Genomic DNA, 20,358 nt, shown 5'->3' with positions numbered 1-20,358 from the left:
GGTCATGACGCGGCGACTGGTGGTGATCGGTAACGGCATGGCGGCCACCCGGCTGGTGCAGCGGCTGGTTGAGCGCGACCCTGCGCGGTTTGCCATTACCGTCGTCGGCGACGAGCCGCACCCGGCCTATAACCGCATCCAGCTCTCGCCGCTGCTGGCTGGCGAAAAAACGGCATCGCAGATCCCGTTGCTGCCGGCGGAGTGGTACACCCGGCACGGGGTGTGTCTACGGTCTGGCGAGGCGGTGGATGAAGTGGATGTTGCGCAACGGCGGCTGCGCATCGCTGACGCCTGGCTGCCGTGGGACGAGCTGGTTTTCGCCACCGGCTCGCGGCCCTTTATCCCGCCGCTGCCGGGCATTGATCGTCCGCAGGTTATGCCCTTCCGCACCCTGGCGGACGTGGAACGTATTCTGGCGATACCCGGCCCGGCGGTGGTGATTGGCGGTGGGGTTCTGGGCGTGGAAGCGGCGGCGGCGCTGCGTCGCCGCGGCGGGGAGGTCACACTCCTGCATCGCGGCAGCGGCTTAATGGCGCCGCTGATCGACGCCTTTGCCGCCGATGAGCTCAGGCAGCAGCTTGAAGCGCGCGACATTCGCTGCGTGCTGGAGTGCCGGATCGCCGCCATCGACGCCGACGGCGTGCGGCTGGCGGACGGGCGCGTATTCGGCGCCGCCAGAGTGGTGCTGGCGACCGGCGTGCAGCCCAACAGCCGTCTGGCGGCGCAGTCCGGCGTGCTGTGCCAGCAGGGGATCGTGGTTGACCGCCAGATGGCCGCCTCGCTGCCGGGGATCAGCGCCATTGGCGAGTGTTGCGAAATTGACGGCCAGACCTGGGGGCTGGTGGCTCCCTGCCTGCGCCAGGCCGAGGTGCTGGCGGATCGCCTGTGCGGCGCCCCCGGCGAGGGCTTTGTCTGGCAGGACGCCGGGACCCGCCTGAAGGTCACCGGCATTGAACTCTTTAGCGTCGGCGAACAGCAGGCCGGCGAACAGGATGACATCTATACCAGCTGGGATCCCATCGACCGGCACTATCGTCGCCTGCTGCTGCGCGACAGCCGCCTGCGCGGCGTGCTGCTGATGGGCGACTGTACCGCCGCCGCCGCGCTCACCGCGCGCCTGGAAAGCGACGAGCCCGCCACCGCGGACTGGCTTTTTGACCCTTCTTCAACGCAGCCGCAGGCTGCAGGAATAATGACGATGACGAAACCTGTATTAGTGCTGGTGGGACATGGCATGGTCGGCCACCATTTTCTCGAACAATGCGTGAGCCGCAACCTGCATCAGCAATATCGTATCGTGGTGTTTGGCGAAGAGCGTTACGCCGCCTACGACCGGGTGCATCTCTCCGAATATTTCGCCGGACGCAGCGCCGAATCGCTGTCGCTGGTGGCCGATGATTTCTTTCACCAGCACGGCATCGAACTCCGCCTCGGCAAGGCGGTGGCGACGATCGACCGCGACGCGCGGCTGGTGCGGGACGCCGAGGGGCATGAAACCCACTGGGATAAACTGGTGCTGGCGACCGGCTCCTATCCCTTTGTTCCGCCGATCCCTGGCAACGATCTCGACGGGTGCTTTGTCTATCGTACCCTTGACGATCTCGACCGTATCGCCGCCCATGCCGCCGCGGCGAAGACCGGGGTGGTGATCGGGGGCGGCCTGCTCGGACTGGAGGCCGCCAACGCCCTGAAACAGCTGGGGCTGGAGACGCACGTGGTGGAGTTTGCCCCGAACCTGATGGCCGTCCAGTTGGATAACGGCGGGGCGGCGATGCTGCGGGAGAAGATCGTCGCCCTCGGCGTGGGGGTGCATACCAGCAAAGCCACCACCGCCATCGTGCGCGAGGCCGATGGCCTGCGGCTGAACTTTGCCGACGGCGGCACGCTGGCGGCCGACATGGTGGTCTTCTCGGCAGGGATCCGCCCGCAGGACGCGCTGGCCCGCGGCTGCGCGCTGCAGGTTGGCGAGCGCGGGGGGATTGGCATCGACGGCCAGTGCCGCACCACTGACCCGGACGTGCTGGCGATAGGCGAATGCGCCCTGTGGGATAATAAAATTTACGGCCTGGTGGCGCCGGGTTATCAGATGGCGCGGATCGCCGCGGCCACCCTCGCAGGAGAGGACGCCTGCTTTAGCGGCGCCGACATGAGCACCAAACTGAAGCTGCTGGGGGTTGACGTAGCCTCATTTGGCGATGCGCAGGAGCGCACGGCGGGCTGCCAGAGCTATCAATGGACCGACGGTCCGCAGCAGGTTTACAAAAAAATCGTCGTCAGTCAGGACGGCAAAGCCCTGCTTGGCGGCGTGCTGGTGGGGGACGCCAGCGACTACGCCACGCTGCTGCAGATGATGCTGAACGGCATGGCGCTGCCGCCGCGTCCGGAGAGCCTGATCCTGCCGGCGCTGGAGGGGGCCGCGCCGAAGGCGCTGGGGGTGGCGGCGCTGCCCGACAGCGCGCCGATCTGCTCCTGCCATAGCGTCAGCAAAGGCGATATCTGCCAGGCGGTGAACAATGGCGCGGGGGATATGGCGGCGATAAAAAGCTGTACCAGAGCGGCCACCGGCTGCGGCGGCTGCAGCGCGCTGGTGAAACAGGTGATGGAGTACCAGCTGGCGGCGCAGGGCGTCGAAGTGAAAAAAGACGTCTGCGAGCATTTCCCGTGGTCGCGTCAGGAGATCTACCATCTGGTGCGGGTCAACCATATCCATACCTTCGAGCAGCTGATTAGCCGCTACGGCCAGGGGCACGGCTGCGAGGTTTGTAAACCGCTGGTGGCCTCGGTGCTGGCCTCCTGCTGGAACGAATACCTGCTGAAGCCGGCGCACCTGCCGCTGCAGGATACCAATGACCGCTATTTCGCCAACATTCAGAAGGACGGCACCTATTCGGTGGTGCCGCGGATGGCGGCAGGGGAAGTGACCCCGGACGGGCTGATCGCCATCGGGCAGATCGCCAAACGTTACCAGCTCTACAGCAAAGTGACCGGCGGCCAGCGCATCGACCTGTTTGGCGCGCGGCTGGAACAGCTGCCGGCGATCTGGCGCGAGCTGGCCGACGCCGGGTTTGAAACCGGCCACGCCTATGGCAAGTCGCTGCGCACGGTGAAGTCCTGCGTCGGCGCAACCTGGTGTCGCTACGGCGTACAGGACTCCACCGGGCTCGCGGTGCGGCTCGAGCATCGCTATAAAGGGCTGCGCGCCCCGCACAAAATCAAGATGGCGGTCTCCGGCTGCACCCGCGAATGCGCCGAAGCCCAGGGCAAAGACATCGGGGTGATTGCCACCGACAAAGGCTGGAATCTCTACGTCTGCGGCAACGGCGGAATGAAGCCGCGTCACGCCGACCTGTTTGCCAGCGACCTCGACGAAGCGACGCTGATCCGCAGCATCGATCGTCTGCTGATGTTCTATATCCGCACCGCCGATCGCCTGCAGCGGACCAGCACCTGGATGGACAACCTGGAGGGCGGCGTGGCCTACCTGCGGCAGGTGGTGCTGGAGGATAGCCTCGGCATTGGCGAGGAGCTGGAACAGGAGATGGCCCGCATCGTCGACAGCTACCAGTGCGAGTGGCAGACCACGCTCAACGATCCCCAGCGCCTGGCGCTGTTCCGTTCCTTCGTGAACAGCGACCAGCCCGACGAGGCGGTGCAGCGCCACGATCTGCGCGGTCAGCCGCAGCCGTTGCCTGCTGAAGCGTTGCCTGAAGGCGAACTCCCATCCCGGCCGTGGCAGGCGATTTGCGACCTTGACGCCATCCCGGCGCAGGCGGGGATCGGCGCCCGGTTAGGGGAGCGGCAGATTGCCCTGTTCCGGTTCGGCGATCGGGTGTATGCCCTGGACAACCGCGAGCCGGGCAGCGCGGCCAACGTGCTGTCGCGGGGGCTGTTAGGGGACGTCGGCGGGGAACCGGTGGTGATCTCCCCGCTGTACAAACAGCGGATTCGCCTGCGCGACGGCTGGCCGTGCGACGGCGGTGAACAGGCAGTGCGCGCCTGGCCGGTGAAAGTGGAAAACGGCAAAGTGTGGGTGGGCAGCCAGCAGCTGCTGGCGCGAGCGGAGGCCTCCTGATGAAGACCATCCGAACGACCTGTCCCTACTGCGGCGTAGGCTGCGGCGTGCTGGCGAGCGTGGATGACGCGGGTCAGGTGAGCGTGCGCGGCGACGATCAGCACCCGGCCAACCTCGGCCGCCTGTGCGTCAAAGGGGCGGCACTAGGGGAGACCATGGGCCTGGCGGGGCGGCTGCTGGCGCCGGAGGTGGACGGCCAGCCGGTGGCCTGGTCTCAGGCGCTGGCGGAGACCGCTTCCCGCCTGCAACAGGTTATCGACCAGCACGGTCCGCAGGCGGTGGCCTTCTACGCCTCCGGCCAGCTGTTAACGGAGGATTACTATGCCGCCAACAAGCTGATGAAGGGATTTATCGGCGCGGCGAACATCGACACCAATTCGCGGCTGTGCATGTCGTCGGCGGTGACCGGCTACAAGCGGGCCTTTGGCGCCGACGTGGTGCCCTGTAGCTATGAGGATGTGGAAAACAGCGATCTGGTGGTGCTGGTCGGCTCGAACGCCGCCTGGGCGCACCCGGTGCTGTACCAGCGTCTGGCGCAGGCGAAGCGGGATAATCCCCGGCTACAGATCGTGGCGATAGACCCCCGGCGCACCGCCACCTGCGAAATCGCCGATCGCCATCTGGCGCTGGCGCCGGGAAGCGACGGCGGGCTGTTCGTGGGGTTGCTTAACGCCCTGGCGCAGGCCGGGGCCTGCGTCGACGGTTTTCGCGACGGCCCGCAGGCGCTGGCCGCCGCCCGCGGCTGGGACGTGGCGAAAGTGGCGGCTTTTTGCGGCCTGCCCGCCGATGAGGTAGCGGGTTTCTATCGCGATTTTATCGCCGCCCCGCGGGCCATCACCCTCTACACCATGGGAATTAACCAGTCAGCCAGCGGCAGCGACAAATGTAATGCCATCATCAACGTCCATCTGGCCAGCGGAAAGTATGGCCGCCGCGGCTGCGGCCCCTTTTCGCTGACCGGTCAACCCAACGCCATGGGCGGGCGCGAAGTCGGCGGGTTGGCGACGATGCTGGCGGCGCACATGGATTTTGTGCCAGACGATCTGCAGCGGCTGGCCCGCTTTTGGGGAACCGAGCGGCTGGCGCAGACCCCGGGGCTGACCGCCGTGGAGTTGTTTGCCGCCATCGGCCGCGGCGAGGTGAAAGCGGTGTGGATCATGGGCACCAACCCGGTGGTGTCGCTCCCCGACAGCCACGCGGTGAGCCAGGCGCTGGCCGGCTGTCCGCTGGTGATCGTCTCGGATGTCGCCGCTGAGACGGATACCGGACAATTCGCCCACATTCGCTTTCCGGCGCTGGCCTGGGGCGAGAAAAATGGCACGGTCACCAACTCGGAGCGGCGCATCTCCCGTCAGCGCAGCTTCCTGCCGCCGCCGGGGGAGGCGAAAGCGGACTGGTGGATCATCGCCAGAGTAGGGCAGGCGCTGGGGTATCGCGAGGCGTTTGCCTGGCAGCATCCGCATGACGTCTTCCGCGAGCATGCGGCGCTGTCCGGTTTCGAAAACGACGGCCAGCGGGCGTTTGATATCGGCGCGCTGGCGGATCTCAGCCGCGAGGCATGGGACGCTATGGCGCCGGTACGCTGGCCGGTCAGCCGCCGCCGCGCCGCCTGGGATGTTACGCGCGGCTGGCATAGCGATGGCAGGCTGCGGATGGTGCCAGTGACGCCTCAGCCGACCCGGGCGGCAACCGATGTCTTTTATCCGCTGATCCTCAACAGCGGGCGGATCCGCGATCAGTGGCACACCATGACCCGCACCGGCGCCGTGCCGCGGCTGATGCAGCATATCGCGGAGCCGGTGGTGGAGGTGGAGCCGCAGGACGCCGTTCGCTACCAGCTTGTCGCCGGCGGGCTGGCGCGGATCTGGTCGCGCCATGGGGTGATGGTGGCGAAAGTGGCGATCAGCGAAGGCCAGCGCCCCGGCTCGCTGTTTGTCCCAATGCACTGGAACAATCAGTTCGCCCGCCAGGGGCGGGTGAATAATCTGCTGGCCGCCGTCACGGACCCGCATTCCGCCCAGCCGGAGAGTAAACAGGCGGCGGTGGCCATCGCCCCCTGGCAGCCTGCCTGGCATAGCGAACTGTTTTGTCGCGAACCGCTGCCGTTTCCTGCGGCCTGGCACTGGCGGCGGCGGGCGGCGGCGGGCGTATTGCACTACTCGCTGGCCGGGGAGGCGTCAGCCCGACAGTGGCTCAGCGTCTGGTGCGCGCAGCGCGGCTGGCAGCTGCAGATAGCAGACGGCGGCGCGGTGTGGAACCTGCTGGCGTGGCATCAGGGGAGGCTGATGCTGGGCTGGTGGAGCGATGCGCGCGAGCCGGCGGTGGATAGCGCAGGGATAAGCGCCGCCTTCGCCGCGCCGCCGTCCGATGCCGCCCGGCGCCATGCGTTGCTCAGCGGCCGACCGGACGCCGCCGCCGCGCCGCCGGGGCGGATCGTCTGCAGCTGCTTTGGGGTGGGGGAGCGGGCGATCGGCGAGGCCATCGCCAGCGGCTGCGCCAGCGTTGGGGCTTTGGGCGCCAGGCTTAAGTGCGGGACAAACTGCGGCTCCTGCGTGCCGGAGCTCAACGCGCTGCTGACGGCGCAACCGGCCCGCGCCGGGGCGTAACGGCGCGGCGGCACCTTCTGTGGTTGGGCGACTATTTGCCCAACCGGTTTCAGCATATTCCTGGAATTGTCCGCAGGGCTGCGGGAGAAGGGAAAAAACGATAAACTAAAACTATCTTCCAATTTTTTCTGCGAGCCCGCGTAAAACCTGTTGATGCCTGTGTCGTACCGTTTGCTGCCATCCCTGATCTTTCTCCTGCTGCTGCCGGGCGCTCCCGTCTGGGCGCTGACCGCCAGCGACACCGCTCTTACGCCCCAGGGAGAAGATCCCTTGCCCGATTTGGGGATCGCCCCGCAGGTCGATGACGACGCCAGACACTTTGCCGAAGTGGCGAAGAAATTCGGCGAGGCCAGCATGAGCGATAACGGACTGACGGCGGGCGAGCAGGCGCAGATGTTCGCCATCAACAAACTCGGCAATGAAGTGAGCAACCAGCTGGAGAGCTGGCTCTCGCCGTGGGGCAACGCCAATGTCGACCTGCTGGTCGATAAAGAGGGGAAGTTCACCGGCAGTAAAGGGAGCTGGTTCGTGCCATTGCAGGATAACGATCGCTACCTGACGTGGAACCAGTATTCGGTAACCCGGCGCGAGAACGATCTGGTGGGCAATATTGGGCTTGGCCAGCGCTGGCGGGTCGGCGGCTGGCTGCTGGGCTATAACTCGTTTTATGACAAGGTGCTGAGCGAAAGCCTGGCCCGCGGCAGCGTCGGCGCCGAGGCGTGGGGGGAATATCTCCGCCTGTCGGCGAACTACTATCATCCGCTGGGCGACTGGCAGCTGCGGGAGAATCAAACTCAGGAGCAGCGGATGGCCGCGGGGTATGACGTTACCGCCCAGGCGCGGCTGCCATTTTATGAGCACATCAATACCAGCGTCAGCGTCGAACAGTACTTCGGCGACAGCGTCGATCTGTTTCACACCGGCACAGGCTACCATAACCCGGTGGCCGTCTCCGTCGGGCTCAATTATACCCCGGTCCCGCTGGTCACCGTAACCGCCAAGCATAAGCAAGGGGAAAATGGCGTCAGCCAGAACAACGTTGGCCTGAAGCTCAACTACCGCTTTGGCGTGCCGCTCAAGCAGCAGCTGGCGGCGGACGAGGTGGCGTTCAGCAACTCGCTGCGCGGCAGCCGCTTCGACAGCCCGGAGCGGGATAATCTGCCGGTGGTGGAGTATCGGCAGCGCAAAAATCTGACGGTCTATCTGGCCACGCCGCCCTGGGATCTACAGTCCGGGGAGACGGTGCAGCTCAAGCTGCAGATCCATAGTCTGCACGGCATCAAGTCGCTGCACTGGCAGGGCGACACCCAGGCGCTCAGCCTGACGCCGCCGGTGGATGCCAGCAGCCCCGATGGCTGGAGCGTGATTATGCCGGTGTGGAACAGTGAACCGGGCGCCGCGAACCGCTGGCGCCTGTCGGTGGTGGTAGAGGATAAACAGGGGCAGCGCGTCTCCTCCAATGAGATCGTCCTGGCGCTGACCGAGCCGCTGGTCAAGTTCACCGCGCCTGGCGTCTCGTGGACGGACTCGCCTTAAAAAATTCGCTCCTGGTGGACCCATACCGCGGCTTCCACCCGGGATTTGAGCTTCATTTTCTTCAGCATGTGCTTGACGTGTACTTTGACGGTGCTTTCGGTGATATCCAGCCGGCGGGCGATCATTTTGTTCGGCAGCCCCTGGGCGATCAGCTTGAGGATGTCGCGCTCGCGCGGGGTCAGCTGGCTGATGTCGCGATCGGAGGTGGCGCGGTTGGCGCGCAGGCTGGCGGCCAGCACCGGGGTTAACGCTTCGCTTAATACCATCTCGCCGGCGGCGGCCTGCTGCAGCGCTTTCAGCAGATCTTCCGGCTCCATGTCTTTCAGCAGATAGCCATCGGCGCCGCGCTTGAGGGCGGTAACAACGTCCTCTTCATGGTTAGAGACGCTGAAGACCACCACCCGGCCAGACAGCGATTTCTCACGCAGTTTGTCCAGCGTCTCCAGACCGTTCATGCCCGGCATATTGAGGTCCAGCAGGATCAGATCCGGATCCAGCGACTCCGCCAGCTCGATACCTTGCGCGCCATTGCTGGCTTCGCCAATCACCTGGATGTCCGGCGCCATGCTAATCAATTGTTTCACGCCGGTGCGCAGCATCGGATGGTCGTCAATGAGAAGGATGGTTGCCCGTTCCTGTTGACTCATGGGGGTCTCCTTATTGGATGGAAAACGTTTTTTCCGGGATAAACGTGACGATCACTTCGGTCCCGCCGGTTTCCCGGCGCCGAACCTGACAGTCGCCGCGCAGGCTTTGCGCGCGATCCCGCATAATGATTAAACCGTAATGGTTACTCCGCTCGGCGTGGTCCGGCACGCCGCGGCCGTTATCCGCCACCACCAGACGGACCTGGTTATCGCGTTGTGACACCGTCACGGTCACTTCCGTCGCGCTGGCATGCTTCAGGGCGTTGCTTAACGCTTCGCGGGCGATCTGCAGCAGGTGTATGGCCTGATGCGACGGCACAAAGCGCGGCGGAAGCTGATAATCAAGTTGCACCGTAAAGCCGAAGTGGGCGCTGTACTCCTGACAGCTGGCCTCCAGCGCCGGGCGCAGGCCCGGCTCGGTCAACTGCAGGCGGAAGGTGGTTAACAGCTCCCGCAGTTGGGCCCACGAGGTATTCAGCTCGTTACGTATTTGCCCCAGCAGTTGGCGGCTCTCCGCCGGCAAGGCGTCGCCCTGCATCTGCAGGCAACTGACCTGCATCTTCATACAGGATAGCGACTGGGCGATGGAATCATGCAGCTCGCGGGCGATAGTGGCCCGCTCTTCCATAACGATCAGCTGCTGCTGTTTCTCCTGATGGCGGTCCAGCGCCAGGGTGCTGGTCAGTTGTTCAACCAACGTATCCACCAGCTGCTGCTGATCGTGGCTGAGATGACGGCCAACCGGCAGCGTCGCCAGCAGGATGCCGTACTGATTATGCGCATCCGACAGCCGCCACTTCAGCGTTGTGCCGCCATCCGGTAGCGGCGGCAGGTTGCGTGGGCAGAGGTAGCAGCCCATGTCATCACATTCATTATCCGAGTGGCAGGTAAACTCCTGATGGTTGTCTTCATCTTCCAGATCGTAGACCCGCACCTCGATATCGCGCAGCAGCGTCAGACCCTGCAGGCCGTTCAGCACCGGCGAAATGCGTTCACAGAGCGGGGCGTTGGCGTGCAGCCGGCGGTTGGCCTGCCATAAGAAGGCGAGGATCTCGTTCTTCTGTTCCAGCCCGGCGGTCTTCTCCTGCACCCGGCGCTCGAGCACGGCGTAGCTTTCCGCCAGCTCTTCCGACATGTTATTTAGCGCCATGCCGAGGGTCGCCATTTCGTTGCGTCCGCTGATGTGCGCCCGCTGGGTGAAATCACGCTGGCTCACCGCTCGCGCCATGCTCAGCAGCTGTTTCCATGGCCGCAGCAGGCGGGCGCGTAGCCAGATGATGGTGAAGATCAGCAGCAGCGCCATGCCGATGGCGAGGAGGCGATGGATCCAGACCACCCGTTCGATACGCTGCTCGGTGGTATGGTCGAATGCGGTGACCAGCTGGTCGATACGATCGACAAAGTCGGCGACATCCTGGGCGACCTCCGCCTGGTTGACCGCGCGCTGCATGCCGGGAGCCAGCGCCAGCTGCCAGTACTGCTGCAGGGCCTGCAGCTGGCGCTCCTGCCCGTCGCGGCGGGCGGAGTTTTGCAGCTCCGGACTGAAGACGGTGGCGGTCATATCATCGACCAGCTTTTGGTCGTGTTCATTCAGCGGGATCGCCGCCAGCAGCCGGTAGCTCTGCATGCGTAATGACCCGGCTTTGTTAATGGCGTGCGCGCTGCCCTGCACGCCGTTGACCAGGCGCGCGGAGATCGCCATACCGGCGACGCCAGTAAGGGTGGCAAGCAGGACGATCAACGCCAGTTGATTGACCAGCGTCAGCGGGGTAAAAAGACGTTTTAACATGGAATGCGTGGCTCCTGACCGGTCGTGTCCCCGGGAGTGGCGCTTATTCTCGGCTATCCCCTGGAGTATACCCATACCCACAAAGAGTTACTCCTTAATTGTCGGTGGTAGGCGCCGTTGGGAGAGGGGTTAGACGCATCCCGGCAGCCGTGTGAAAAACCACACTTTTTTTCCCACCATTCTCTACTCACTTCGGAGCATGGTTTATTTTCGCACAAATTAGCGCGCGCTTTTCCTTTGATTTATATCAACTTACCGCCCGGGGCAACCCCTAAGGTAGCGGCAGGAAAAATGAATAATCAGAGGTATCTATGAGTCAATCTTCCCTCCCGGAGAAGGCTAACCGCTCGGTCATTACCGACTGGCGGCCTGAAGATCCTGAATTCTGGCAACAGCGCGGCCACCATGTGGCGAGCCGCAATTTATGGATCTCCGTTCCCTGTCTGTTACTGGCGTTCTGCGTGTGGATGTTGTTCAGCGCCGTTGCCGTTAACCTCAACAAAGTGGGCTTTCAGTTTACGACCGATCAGCTGTTTATGCTGACCGCGCTGCCGGCGCTGTCAGGCGCTTTGTTGCGCGTGCCTTACGCTTTCATGGTACCGCTGTTCGGCGGCCGCCGCTGGACGGCGTTCAGTACCGGGATCATGATTGTGCCGTGCGTGTGGCTGGGCTTTGCGGTCCAGGATACCTCCACGCCGTTTAGCGTCTTCGTGATCATCTCTCTGCTGTGCGGCTTCGCCGGGGCCAACTTCGCCTCCAGTATGGCCAATATCAGCTTCTTCTTCCCGAAAGCGAAGCAGGGCGGGGCGCTGGGCGTCAACGGCGGCCTTGGTAATATGGGCGTCAGCGTGATGCAGCTGGTCGCGCCGCTGGTGGTGTCGGTCTCGGTGTTTGCCATTTTTGGCGGGACCGGCAGCGAGCAGCCGGACGGCTCAATGCTGTATCTGGAAAACGCCGCGTGGATCTGGGTACCTTTCCTGATTATTTTCACCCTGGCGGCGTGGTTTTTTATGAACGACCTGTCCGCTTCTAAAGCCTCGCTGAGCGAACAGCTGCCGGTGCTCAAACGCCTGCACCTGTGGATCATGGCGCTGCTCTATCTGGCGACCTTCGGCTCCTTTATCGGTTTCTCCGCCGGTTTCGCCATGCTGTCAAAGACCCAGTTCCCGGACGTGCAGATCCTGCACTACGCCTTCTTCGGTCCGTTTATTGGCGCGCTGGCGCGTTCGATGGGCGGGGCGATCTCCGACCGTCTCGGCGGTACCCGCGTGACGCTGGTCAACTTTGTGGTGATGGCTGTCTTCTGTGCGCTGCTGTTCCTGACCCTGCCGACCAACGGCCAGGGCGGTAACTTCATCGCCTTCTTCGCGGTGTTTATGGTGCTGTTCCTGACCGCCGGGCTGGGGAGCGCCTCCACCTTCCAGATGATCTCCGTGATCTTCCGTAAGCTGACCATGGACCGGGTGAAGGCTCAGGGCGGCAGCGAAGCCCAGGCGATGCGCGAGGCGGCGACCGATACCGCGGCGGCGCTGGGCTTTATCTCCGCCATTGGCGCCATCGGCGGCTTCTTTATTCCGAAGGCGTTCGGTATCTCGCTGGATCTGACCGGCTCGCCGGCCGGCGCGATGAAAGTCTTCCTGATCTTCTATATCGCCTGCGTGATCATCACCTGGGCGGTATACGGCCGTAAGCGTCAGTAATTCGCTATCGTCGATGTTGCTTCGTAAAGGCGTACTCCCGAAGGAGGCGCCTTTTTTAACCGGCCTATTTAGTTACAACATACTAATGGGTGATTGTATGCGTATTGGCCACTGAGCCGGGAAGGGACGGCTTGGCAGCGTCACTGCTCTACCCCTTAATACCTCCCTGGTGAACAATTCCGCGCTTGGCGACCCATTTTTCGATAAAAACCATTAAAAAAACATGCAGTTAAAAAATCGAGGCTCCTACCACCTTGGTGGTAAATGCCAATTTCCGCCGCGCTAACAAGCCAGTCCGTATTGATCGCTATCAATTCCCGTCCGCTTTCATAGCGTTACCTTCGCTGCAAATCCAGCAATGTCGATTTATCAGAGAGCCGTCAGGCTCCATATCAGGAGAAACCCGATGAGTAAATTCCTGGACCGGTTTCGCTACTTCAAACAGAAGGGTGAAACCTTTGCCGATGGGCACGGCCAGCTTCTAAACACCAACCGGGACTGGGAGGATGGATACCGTCAACGTTGGCAGCATGACAAAATTGTGCGTTCCACTCACGGTGTCAACTGCACCGGTTCATGCAGCTGGAAGATTTATGTCAAAAACGGACTGGTGACCTGGGAAACCCAGCAAACGGACTATCCGCGCACCCGTCCGGACCTGCCAAACCACGAACCACGCGGCTGCCCGCGCGGCGCCAGCTACTCCTGGTATCTCTACAGCGCGAACCGCCTGAAATACCCGTTGATGCGCAAACGCCTGATGAAGATGTGGCGGGAAGCGAAGGTCCAGCATAGCGATCCGGTTGAGGCATGGGCCTCGATTATCGAAGACGCCGACAAAGCGAAAAGCTTCAAGCAGGCTCGCGGTCGCGGCGGGTTTGTCCGCTCCTCCTGGCAGGAAGTGAATGAGCTGATTGCCGCCTCCAACGTTTATACCGTGAAAACTTACGGTCCGGATCGCGTGGCCGGCTTCTCGCCGATCCCGGCGATGTCGATGGTCTCCTACGCCTCCGGCGCTCGTTACCTGTCGCTGATCGGCGGTACCTGCCTGAGCTTCTACGACTGGTACTGCGACCTGCCGCCGGCCTCGCCGATGACCTGGGGCGAGCAGACCGACGTGCCGGAATCCGCCGACTGGTACAACTCCAGCTATATCATCGCCTGGGGCTCCAACGTGCCGCAGACCCGTACCCCGGATGCGCACTTCTTTACCGAAGTTCGCTATAAAGGGACCAAAACTGTCGCCATCACCCCGGACTACGCCGAAATCGCCAAGCTCTGCGATCTGTGGCTGGCGCCGAAGCAGGGTACCGATGCCGCGATGGCGCTGGCGATGGGCCACGTGATGCTGCGTGAGTTCCATCTTGATAAGCCGAGCCAGTACTTCACCGATTACGTGCGTCGCTACACCGACATGCCGATGCTGGTGATGCTTGAGGAGCGCGACGGCTATTACGCCGCCGGCCGCACGCTGCGCGCGTCCGACCTCGTGGATTCCCTTGGTCAGGAGAAGAATCCGGAATGGAAAACCGTCGCCTTTGATGAGAAGGGCGATCTGACCGTGCCGAACGGTTCCCTCGGATTCCGCTGGGGCGACAAAGGCAAATGGAACCTCGAACAGCGCGACGGTAAAACCGGCGAAGAGATTGAGCTGCGTCTGAGCCTGCTGGGCAGTCATGACGAGGTCGCGGACGTCGGCTTCCCGTACTTCGGCGGCGAAGGTTCTGAACACTTCAATAAAGTCGCGCTTGAAAACATTCTGCTGCACAAACTGCCGGTTAAACGCCTGCAGCTGGCCGACGGCTCCACCGCCCTGGTGACCACCGTGTACGACCTGACCATGGCCAACTATGGCCTGGAGCGCGGTCTGAACGATGACAACTGCGCCGCCAGCTATGATGAAGTGAAAGCCTACACTCCGGCCTGGGCGGAGAAAATTACCGGCGTCTCCCGCGCGCATATTATCCGTACCGCCCGCGAGTTTGCCGATAACGCCGATAAAACCCATGGTCGTTCGATGATTATCGTCGGGGCGGGTCTCAACCACTGGTTCCACCTCGACATGAACTACCGCGGTCTGATCAACATGCTGATCTTCTGCGGTTGCGTCGGCCAGAGCGGCGGCGGTTGGGCGCACTATGTGGGCCAGGAAAAACTGCGTCCGCAGACCGGCTGGCAGCCGCTGGCGTTCGCCCTTGACTGGCAACGCCCGGCACGTCATATGAACAGCACCTCGTACTTCTATAACCACTCCAGCCAGTGGCGCTATGAAAGCGTGACCGCGCAGGAGCTGCTCTCGCCGATGGCGGATAAATCCCGCTACAGCGGCCATCTGATCGACTTCAACGTCCGCGCCGAGCGGATGGGCTGGCTGCCGTCGGCGCCGCAGCTGGGCGTAAACCCGCTGCGCATCGCCGATGAGGCGAAAAAAGCGGGCATGACGCCGGTGGATTACACCGTCAAATCTCTGAAGGAGGGATCGATTCGCTTTGCGGCAGAGCAGCCGGAAAACGGAAAAAACCATCCGCGTAACCTGTTTATCTGGCGTTCCAACCTGCTGGGCTCCTCCGGTAAAGGTCATGAGTACATGCTCAAGTACCTGCTGGGTACGGAGAACGGCATTCAGGGTAAAGACCTTGGCAAGCAGGGCGGCGTGAAGCCGGAAGAAGTCGAATGGCGCGATAACGGCCTCGACGGCAAACTGGACCTGGTGGTGACCCTCGACTTCCGTCTGTCGAGCACCTGTCTCTACTCCGATATCGTGCTGCCGACCGCCACCTGGTACGAAAAAGACGACATGAATACCTCGGATATGCATCCGTTTATTCATCCGCTGTCGGCGGCCGTTGACCCGGCCTGGGAATCGAAGAGCGACTGGGATATCTACAAAGGTATCGCGAAGAAATTCTCTGAAGTGTGCGTGGGCCACCTCGGTAAAGAAACCGACGTCGTTACGCTGCCGATCCAGCATGATTCCGCCGCGGAAATGGCGCAGCCGCTGGACGTCAAAGACTGGAAGAAGGGCGAATGTGACCTGATTCCGGGGAAAACCGCCCCGCATATTATTCCGGTCGAGCGTGATTACCCGGCGACTTATGAGCGCTTCACCTCCATTGGCCCGCTGCTGGAAACCATCGGCAACGGCGGGAAAGGCATCGCCTGGAATACCCAGAGCGAAATGGACCTGCTGCGTAAGCTCAACTACACCAAGGCCGAAGGCCCGGCGAAAGGTCAGCCGAAGCTGGAAACGGCCATCGACGCCGCGGAGATGATCCTCACCCTGGCGCCGGAAACGAACGGTCAGGTGGCGGTGAAGGCGTGGAAAGCGCTGAGCGAAATCACCGGCCGCGAACACGCGCACCTGGCGCTGAACAAAGAAGACGAGAAGATCCGTTTCCGCGATATTCAGGCGCAGCCGCGGAAAATCATCTCCAGCCCGACCTGGTCCGGGCTGGAAGACGAACACGTCTCCTATAACGCCGGATACACCAACGTTCACGAGCTGATCCCATGGCGTACCCTGTCCGGTCGTCAGTCGCTGTATCAGGATCACCAGTGGATGCGCGACTTTGGCGAGAGCCTGCTGGTTTATCGTCCGCCGATTGACACCCGCTCGGTGAAAGCGGTGATGGGCGAGAAGTCCAACGGCAACCCGGAGAAGGCGCTGAACTTCCTGACGCCGCACCAGAAATGGGGTATCCACTCGACTTACAGCGATAACCTGCTGATGCTGACCCTGTCACGCGGCGGTCCGATCGTCTGGATGAGCGAGGCGGATGCGAAAGATCTGGGTATCGAAGATAACGACTGGATCGAAGTGTTCAACGCCAACGGCGCCCTGACGGCGCGCGCGGTGGTGAGCCAGCGCGTGCCGGCCGGGATGACCATGATGTACCACGCGCAGGAACGCATCGTGAACCTGCCTGGCTCTGAAGTCACCGGCCAGCGCGGCGGGATCCATAACTCGGTTACCCGTATTACGCCGAAACCGACCCATATGATCGGCGGCTATGGCCATCTGGCCTATGGCTTTAACTACTACGGCACCGTCGGCTCCAACCGCGATGAGTTTGTGGTGGTACGTAAGATGAAGAACATTAACTGGTTAGACGGCGAAGGCAATGACCAGGTACAGGAGAGCGTAAAATGAAAATTCGTTCACAAGTCGGCATGGTGCTGAATCTCGATAAATGCATCGGCTGCCACACCTGCTCGGTAACCTGTAAAAACGTCTGGACCAGCCGGGAAGGGATGGAGTACGCCTGGTTCAATAACGTGGAGAGTAAGCCTGGCGTTGGTTTTCCGAACGACTGGGAAAACCAGGAGAAATGGAAGGGCGGCTGGATCCGCAAAATCAACGGCAAGCTGCAGCCGCGTATGGGCAACCGCGCGATGCTGTTAGGTAAAATCTTCGCGAACCCGCATCTGCCGGGCATCGATGATTACTACGAGCCGTTCGATTACGACTACCAGAACCTGCATAACGCCCCGGAGAGTAAACACCAGCCGATCGCCCGTCCGCGATCGCTGATCACCGGCCAGCGGATGGACAAGATCACCAGCGGTCCGAACTGGGAAGAGATCCTCGGCGGCGAGTTTGAAAAGCGCGCCAAAGACCAGAACTTCGACAACATGCAGAAGGCGATGTACGGCCAGTTCGAGAACACCTTCATGATGTATCTGCCGCGCCTGTGCGAGCACTGCCTGAATCCGGCGTGCGTCGCAACCTGCCCGAGCGGCGCCATCTATAAGCGTGAAGAAGACGGCATCGTGCTGATCGACCAGGACAAGTGCCGCGGCTGGCGGATGTGCATCACCGGCTGCCCGTACAAGAAGATCTACTTCAACTGGAAGAGTGGGAAATCTGAGAAGTGCATCTTCTGCTACCCGCGTATTGAATCCGGAATGCCGACGGTATGCTCCGAAACCTGCGTGGGCCGAATCCGCTACCTCGGCGTCCTGCTGTATGACGCGGACGCGATCGAAAATGCCGCCAGCACCGAGAACGAGAAAGATCTCTATCAGCGTCAACTGGACGTGTTCCTCGATCCGAACGACCCGAAAGTGATTGAGCAGGCGCTGAAAGATGGCGTACCGCAGGGCGTGATTGAAGCCGCGCAGCAGTCGCCGGTCTGGAAAATGGCGATGGACTGGAAGCTGGCCCTGCCGCTGCACCCGGAATATCGCACCCTGCCGATGGTTTGGTACGTGCCGCCGCTGTCGCCGATTCAGTCCGCCGCCGATGCCGGCGAACTGGGCAGCAACGGGATCCTGCCGGACGTGGAAAGCCTGCGTATTCCGGTGCAGTATCTGGCGAACCTGCTGACCGCCGGCGATACCCAACCGGTCCTGTTGGCCCTGAAGCGGATGCTGGCGATGCGTCACTATAAGCGGGCTGAAACCGTTGACGGCGTTGTCGATACCCGCGCGCTGGAAGAGGTGGGCTTAAGCGAAGCGCAGGCTCAGGAGATGTACCGCTACCTGGCGATCGCCAACTACGAAGATCGTTTCGTGGTGCCGAGCAGCCATCGTGAACAGGCGCGGGAAGCGTTTCCGGAGAAAAATGGCTGCGGCTTTAGCTTTGGCGACGGCTGCCACGGCTCTGACAGCCAGTTCAACCTGTTCAACAGCCGTCGCATCGACGCCATCGACGTGACCAGCAAAACGGAGCCGCACGCATGATTGAACTTGTGATTGTGTCGCGTTTGCTCGAATACCCTGACGCTGCCTTATGGCAGCATCAGCAGGAGATGTTCGAGGCGCTCGCGTCATCGGAGAAACTCGGCAAAGAAGATGCTCACGCGCTGGGCGTTTTTCTGCGCGATCTGCTGGCTCAGGATCCGCTGGATGCTCAGGCGGCCTACAGCGAACTGTTTGATCGCGGCCGGGCCACCTCGCTGCTGTTGTTTGAACACGTGCACGGCGAATCCCGCGATCGCGGGCAGGCGATGGTTGACCTGATGGCGCAGTATGAGCGCCACGGTCTGCTGCTCGATAGCCATGAGCTGCCGGATCATCTGCCGCTGTATCTGGAGTATCTGGCGCAGCTGCCGGAAGAGGAAGCGCTTGGCGGCCTGCGGGACGTTGCGCCGATCCTCGGCCTGCTCAGCGCGCGCCTGCAGCAGCGCGAGAGCCGCTATGCGGTGCTGTTCGAGCTGCTGCTGAAGCTGGCCAACACTCAGGTCGACAGCCAGAAGGTGGCGGAGAAGATTGCCGACGAAGCCCGCGACGATACGCCGCAGGCGCTGGACGCAGTCTGGGAAGAAGAACAGGTTAAATTCTTTGCCGACCAGGGCTGCGGCGAGTCGGAGATTTCCGCTCACCAGCGTCGTTTTGCCGGAGCCGTGGCCCCGCAATATCTGAATATCTCTAACGGAGGACAGCAATAATGCACTTCCTGAATATGTTCTTCTTTGACATTTATCCGTACATTGCGGGCTCGGTGTTTCTGATCGGCAGTTGGCTGCGCTATGACTACGGTCAGTACACCTGGCGCGCGGCCTCCAGCCAGATGCTGGACCGTAAAGGGATGAATCTGGCGTCGAACCTGTTTCATATCGGCATCCTCGGCATTTTCGCCGGCCACTTCCTCGGCATGCTGACGCCGCACTGGATGTATGAATCCTTCCTGCCGATCGACGTCAAGCAGAAGATGGCGATGATCGCCGGCGGCGCCTGCGGCGTGATGACCCTGGTGGGCGGTTTACTGCTGCTCAAGCGTCGTCTGCTCAGCCCGCGCGTTCGCGCCACCACCACCGGCGCGGATATTCTGATCCTCTCCCTGTTGATGGTGCAGTGTGCGTTGGGCCTGCTGACGATCCCGTTCTCAGCCCAGCATATGGACGGCAGCGAAATGATGAAGCTGGTCGGCTGGGCGCAGTCGGTGGTCACCTTCCACGGCGGTGCGTCGCAGCACCTGGATGGCGTGGCGTTTATCTTCCGCGTCCACCTGGTGCTGGGTATGACCCTGTTCCTGCTGTTCCCGTTCTCCCGTCTGGTTCATATCTGGAGCGCGCCGGTAGAGTACCTGACGCGCAAATACCAGATTGTTCGCGCCCGTCGCTAACTGGCCCGCGTCTGCTGACTGACCCCGCTCTGGCGGGGTTTTTTTTCGCCCCAGCCGAGGTTATTCCCCGCGGCGGCAAACAGAATCAGCATCCCGCCGCACCACTGCACAGGAGTTAACGCATGGTGGAAGACCAGATAGTCGACCCCCATCGCCACCAGTGGATAAATAAAGGAGAGTGAACCGGTAATGGGCGTTGGCAGCTTCTGTATCGCGCTATATAAAAGCTGATACATGATCCCGGTATGGACGACGCCGAGGATCAGCAGATAGCGCCAGGGAAAGCTGGCAGAAAACGCGGGCATTTGCACCAGCGGCAGCAGCATCACGACGCCGACCAGCACCTGAATAAAGGCGATATGCTGAGCAGGGAGCGGATGCAGTTTGCGGGCGATAATGGCGGTCAGAGCATAGAAAAATGCTGCGCCTAATGCCAGCAAAACGCCGGTCGCGAGACTATCGCCGTGCGCCGGGGCAAGCTCGCTTGACAGCAGGATCACCACGCCGCCGAAGGCCAGCAGTAACCATCCCCATTTTACGGCGCTGACTCGCTCCCCCAGCACCATGCCCATCAGTACCAGCATAAACGGCTGGGTGTTGTAGACCACCGTGGCCATGCCAATTGAAATACGCGAGTAGGCGGCAAAAAGCAGCAGCCAGTTGATGACCAGCGCAATGCCGCCAAGCACCGCGAGGGCGAGGGTGAAGCGCGTGAGACGACTGAAGGGTTGGCGGCTGAGAACGATAAACAGCAGCAGGGTGAGCGCGCCAATCAGGCAGCGCCAGAACACCACATCAATTACCGGCAAACCAGAGAGCAGCACGAACGCGCCGATCGAGCCAGAAATTATCATCGCCAGGCTCATTTGCCAGACGCCGCGGGTAAGTTGCATATTTCACCTCCAGAAGTTTTCCATTATTGTGCGAAAAATCCTGACAGCC

11 protein-coding genes are annotated in these 20,358 nt (G+C 62.0%); 8 read left to right on the top strand and 3 right to left on the bottom strand.

Annotated elements, in window-relative coordinates; translation table 11 throughout:
- Positions 1-4 precede the first annotated feature (4 nt).
- The 3 genes from nirB to QLG03_RS00790 all read left to right on the top strand — a co-directional run bounded on the left by nirB (position 5) and on the right by QLG03_RS00790 (position 8,214).
- Positions 5-4,072 (top strand): nitrite reductase large subunit NirB, encoded by a 4,068-nt coding sequence (gene nirB, locus QLG03_RS00800; protein ID WP_255987872.1) that lies wholly within the window; start codon positions 5-7, stop codon positions 4,070-4,072.
- Positions 4,072-6,678 carry a nitrate reductase gene (locus tag QLG03_RS00795; RefSeq protein WP_255987870.1) on the top strand — a complete coding sequence of 869 codons (2,607 nt, stop codon included), beginning with the start codon at positions 4,072-4,074 and terminating at the stop codon, positions 6,676-6,678. Before nirB ends, QLG03_RS00795 begins: the two co-directional genes overlap by 1 nt.
- Positions 6,679-6,831: 153 nt before the next feature.
- Positions 6,832-8,214: a YchO/YchP family invasin gene (locus QLG03_RS00790; protein ID WP_147733282.1), complete on the top strand. Its 1,383-nt coding sequence runs from the start codon at positions 6,832-6,834 to the stop codon at positions 8,212-8,214.
- Here the strand turns inward: QLG03_RS00790 and narL are convergent.
- Together narL and narX are read right to left on the bottom strand one after the other, a co-directional pair.
- Positions 8,211-8,861 carry a two-component system response regulator NarL gene (gene narL, locus QLG03_RS00785; protein WP_002910198.1) on the bottom strand — a complete coding sequence of 217 codons (651 nt, stop codon included), beginning with the start codon at positions 8,859-8,861 and terminating at the stop codon, positions 8,211-8,213. The genes QLG03_RS00790 and narL overlap by 4 nt on opposite strands.
- A gap of 10 nt (positions 8,862-8,871) precedes the next feature.
- Positions 8,872-10,650: a nitrate/nitrite two-component system sensor histidine kinase NarX gene (narX, locus tag QLG03_RS00780; RefSeq protein ID WP_017900764.1), complete on the bottom strand. Its 1,779-nt coding sequence runs from the start codon at positions 10,648-10,650 to the stop codon at positions 8,872-8,874.
- A 311-nt stretch (positions 10,651-10,961) separates the two neighbouring features.
- Between narX and QLG03_RS00775 the strand changes: the two genes are divergently transcribed.
- The 5 genes from QLG03_RS00775 to narI all read left to right on the top strand — a co-directional run bounded on the left by QLG03_RS00775 (position 10,962) and on the right by narI (position 19,416).
- Entirely contained in the window at positions 10,962-12,350 is a 1,389-nt protein-coding gene (locus tag QLG03_RS00775) for a NarK family nitrate/nitrite MFS transporter (RefSeq protein WP_023290135.1), read from the top strand.
- A 406-nt stretch (positions 12,351-12,756) separates the two neighbouring features.
- On the top strand, positions 12,757-16,500 hold the full coding sequence (locus QLG03_RS00770) for a nitrate reductase subunit alpha (RefSeq protein ID WP_023290134.1): 3,744 nt from the start codon (positions 12,757-12,759) through the stop codon (positions 16,498-16,500).
- The gene (gene narH / locus QLG03_RS00765) at positions 16,497-18,032 is read left to right on the top strand and encodes a nitrate reductase subunit beta (RefSeq protein WP_023290133.1); all 1,536 of its coding nucleotides are present in this window, start codon (positions 16,497-16,499) and stop codon (positions 18,030-18,032) included. The genes QLG03_RS00770 and narH overlap by 4 nt, the downstream gene beginning before the upstream one ends.
- Positions 18,029-18,739, top strand: a complete 711-nt coding sequence (narJ, locus tag QLG03_RS00760; RefSeq protein ID WP_032453280.1) for a nitrate reductase molybdenum cofactor assembly chaperone — start codon at positions 18,029-18,031, stop codon at positions 18,737-18,739. The genes narH and narJ overlap by 4 nt, the downstream gene beginning before the upstream one ends.
- The gene (gene narI, locus QLG03_RS00755) at positions 18,739-19,416 is read left to right on the top strand and encodes a respiratory nitrate reductase subunit gamma (protein ID WP_002910189.1); all 678 of its coding nucleotides are present in this window, start codon (positions 18,739-18,741) and stop codon (positions 19,414-19,416) included. Before narJ ends, narI begins: the two co-directional genes overlap by 1 nt.
- On the opposite strand, the gene QLG03_RS00750 is transcribed toward narI, so the two are convergent.
- The gene (locus tag QLG03_RS00750) at positions 19,413-20,309 is read right to left on the bottom strand and encodes a DMT family transporter (protein WP_255987865.1); all 897 of its coding nucleotides are present in this window, start codon (positions 20,307-20,309) and stop codon (positions 19,413-19,415) included. The two genes, narI and QLG03_RS00750, sit on opposite strands and share 4 nt — an antisense overlap.
- Positions 20,310-20,358: the final 49 nt, after the last annotated feature.

The organism is Klebsiella sp. V115_8 (genome assembly GCF_029967715.1).
Lineage (GTDB): Bacteria > Pseudomonadota > Gammaproteobacteria > Enterobacterales > Enterobacteriaceae > Klebsiella > Klebsiella quasipneumoniae.
This window is presented reverse-complemented; position numbering and strand designations above follow the sequence as displayed.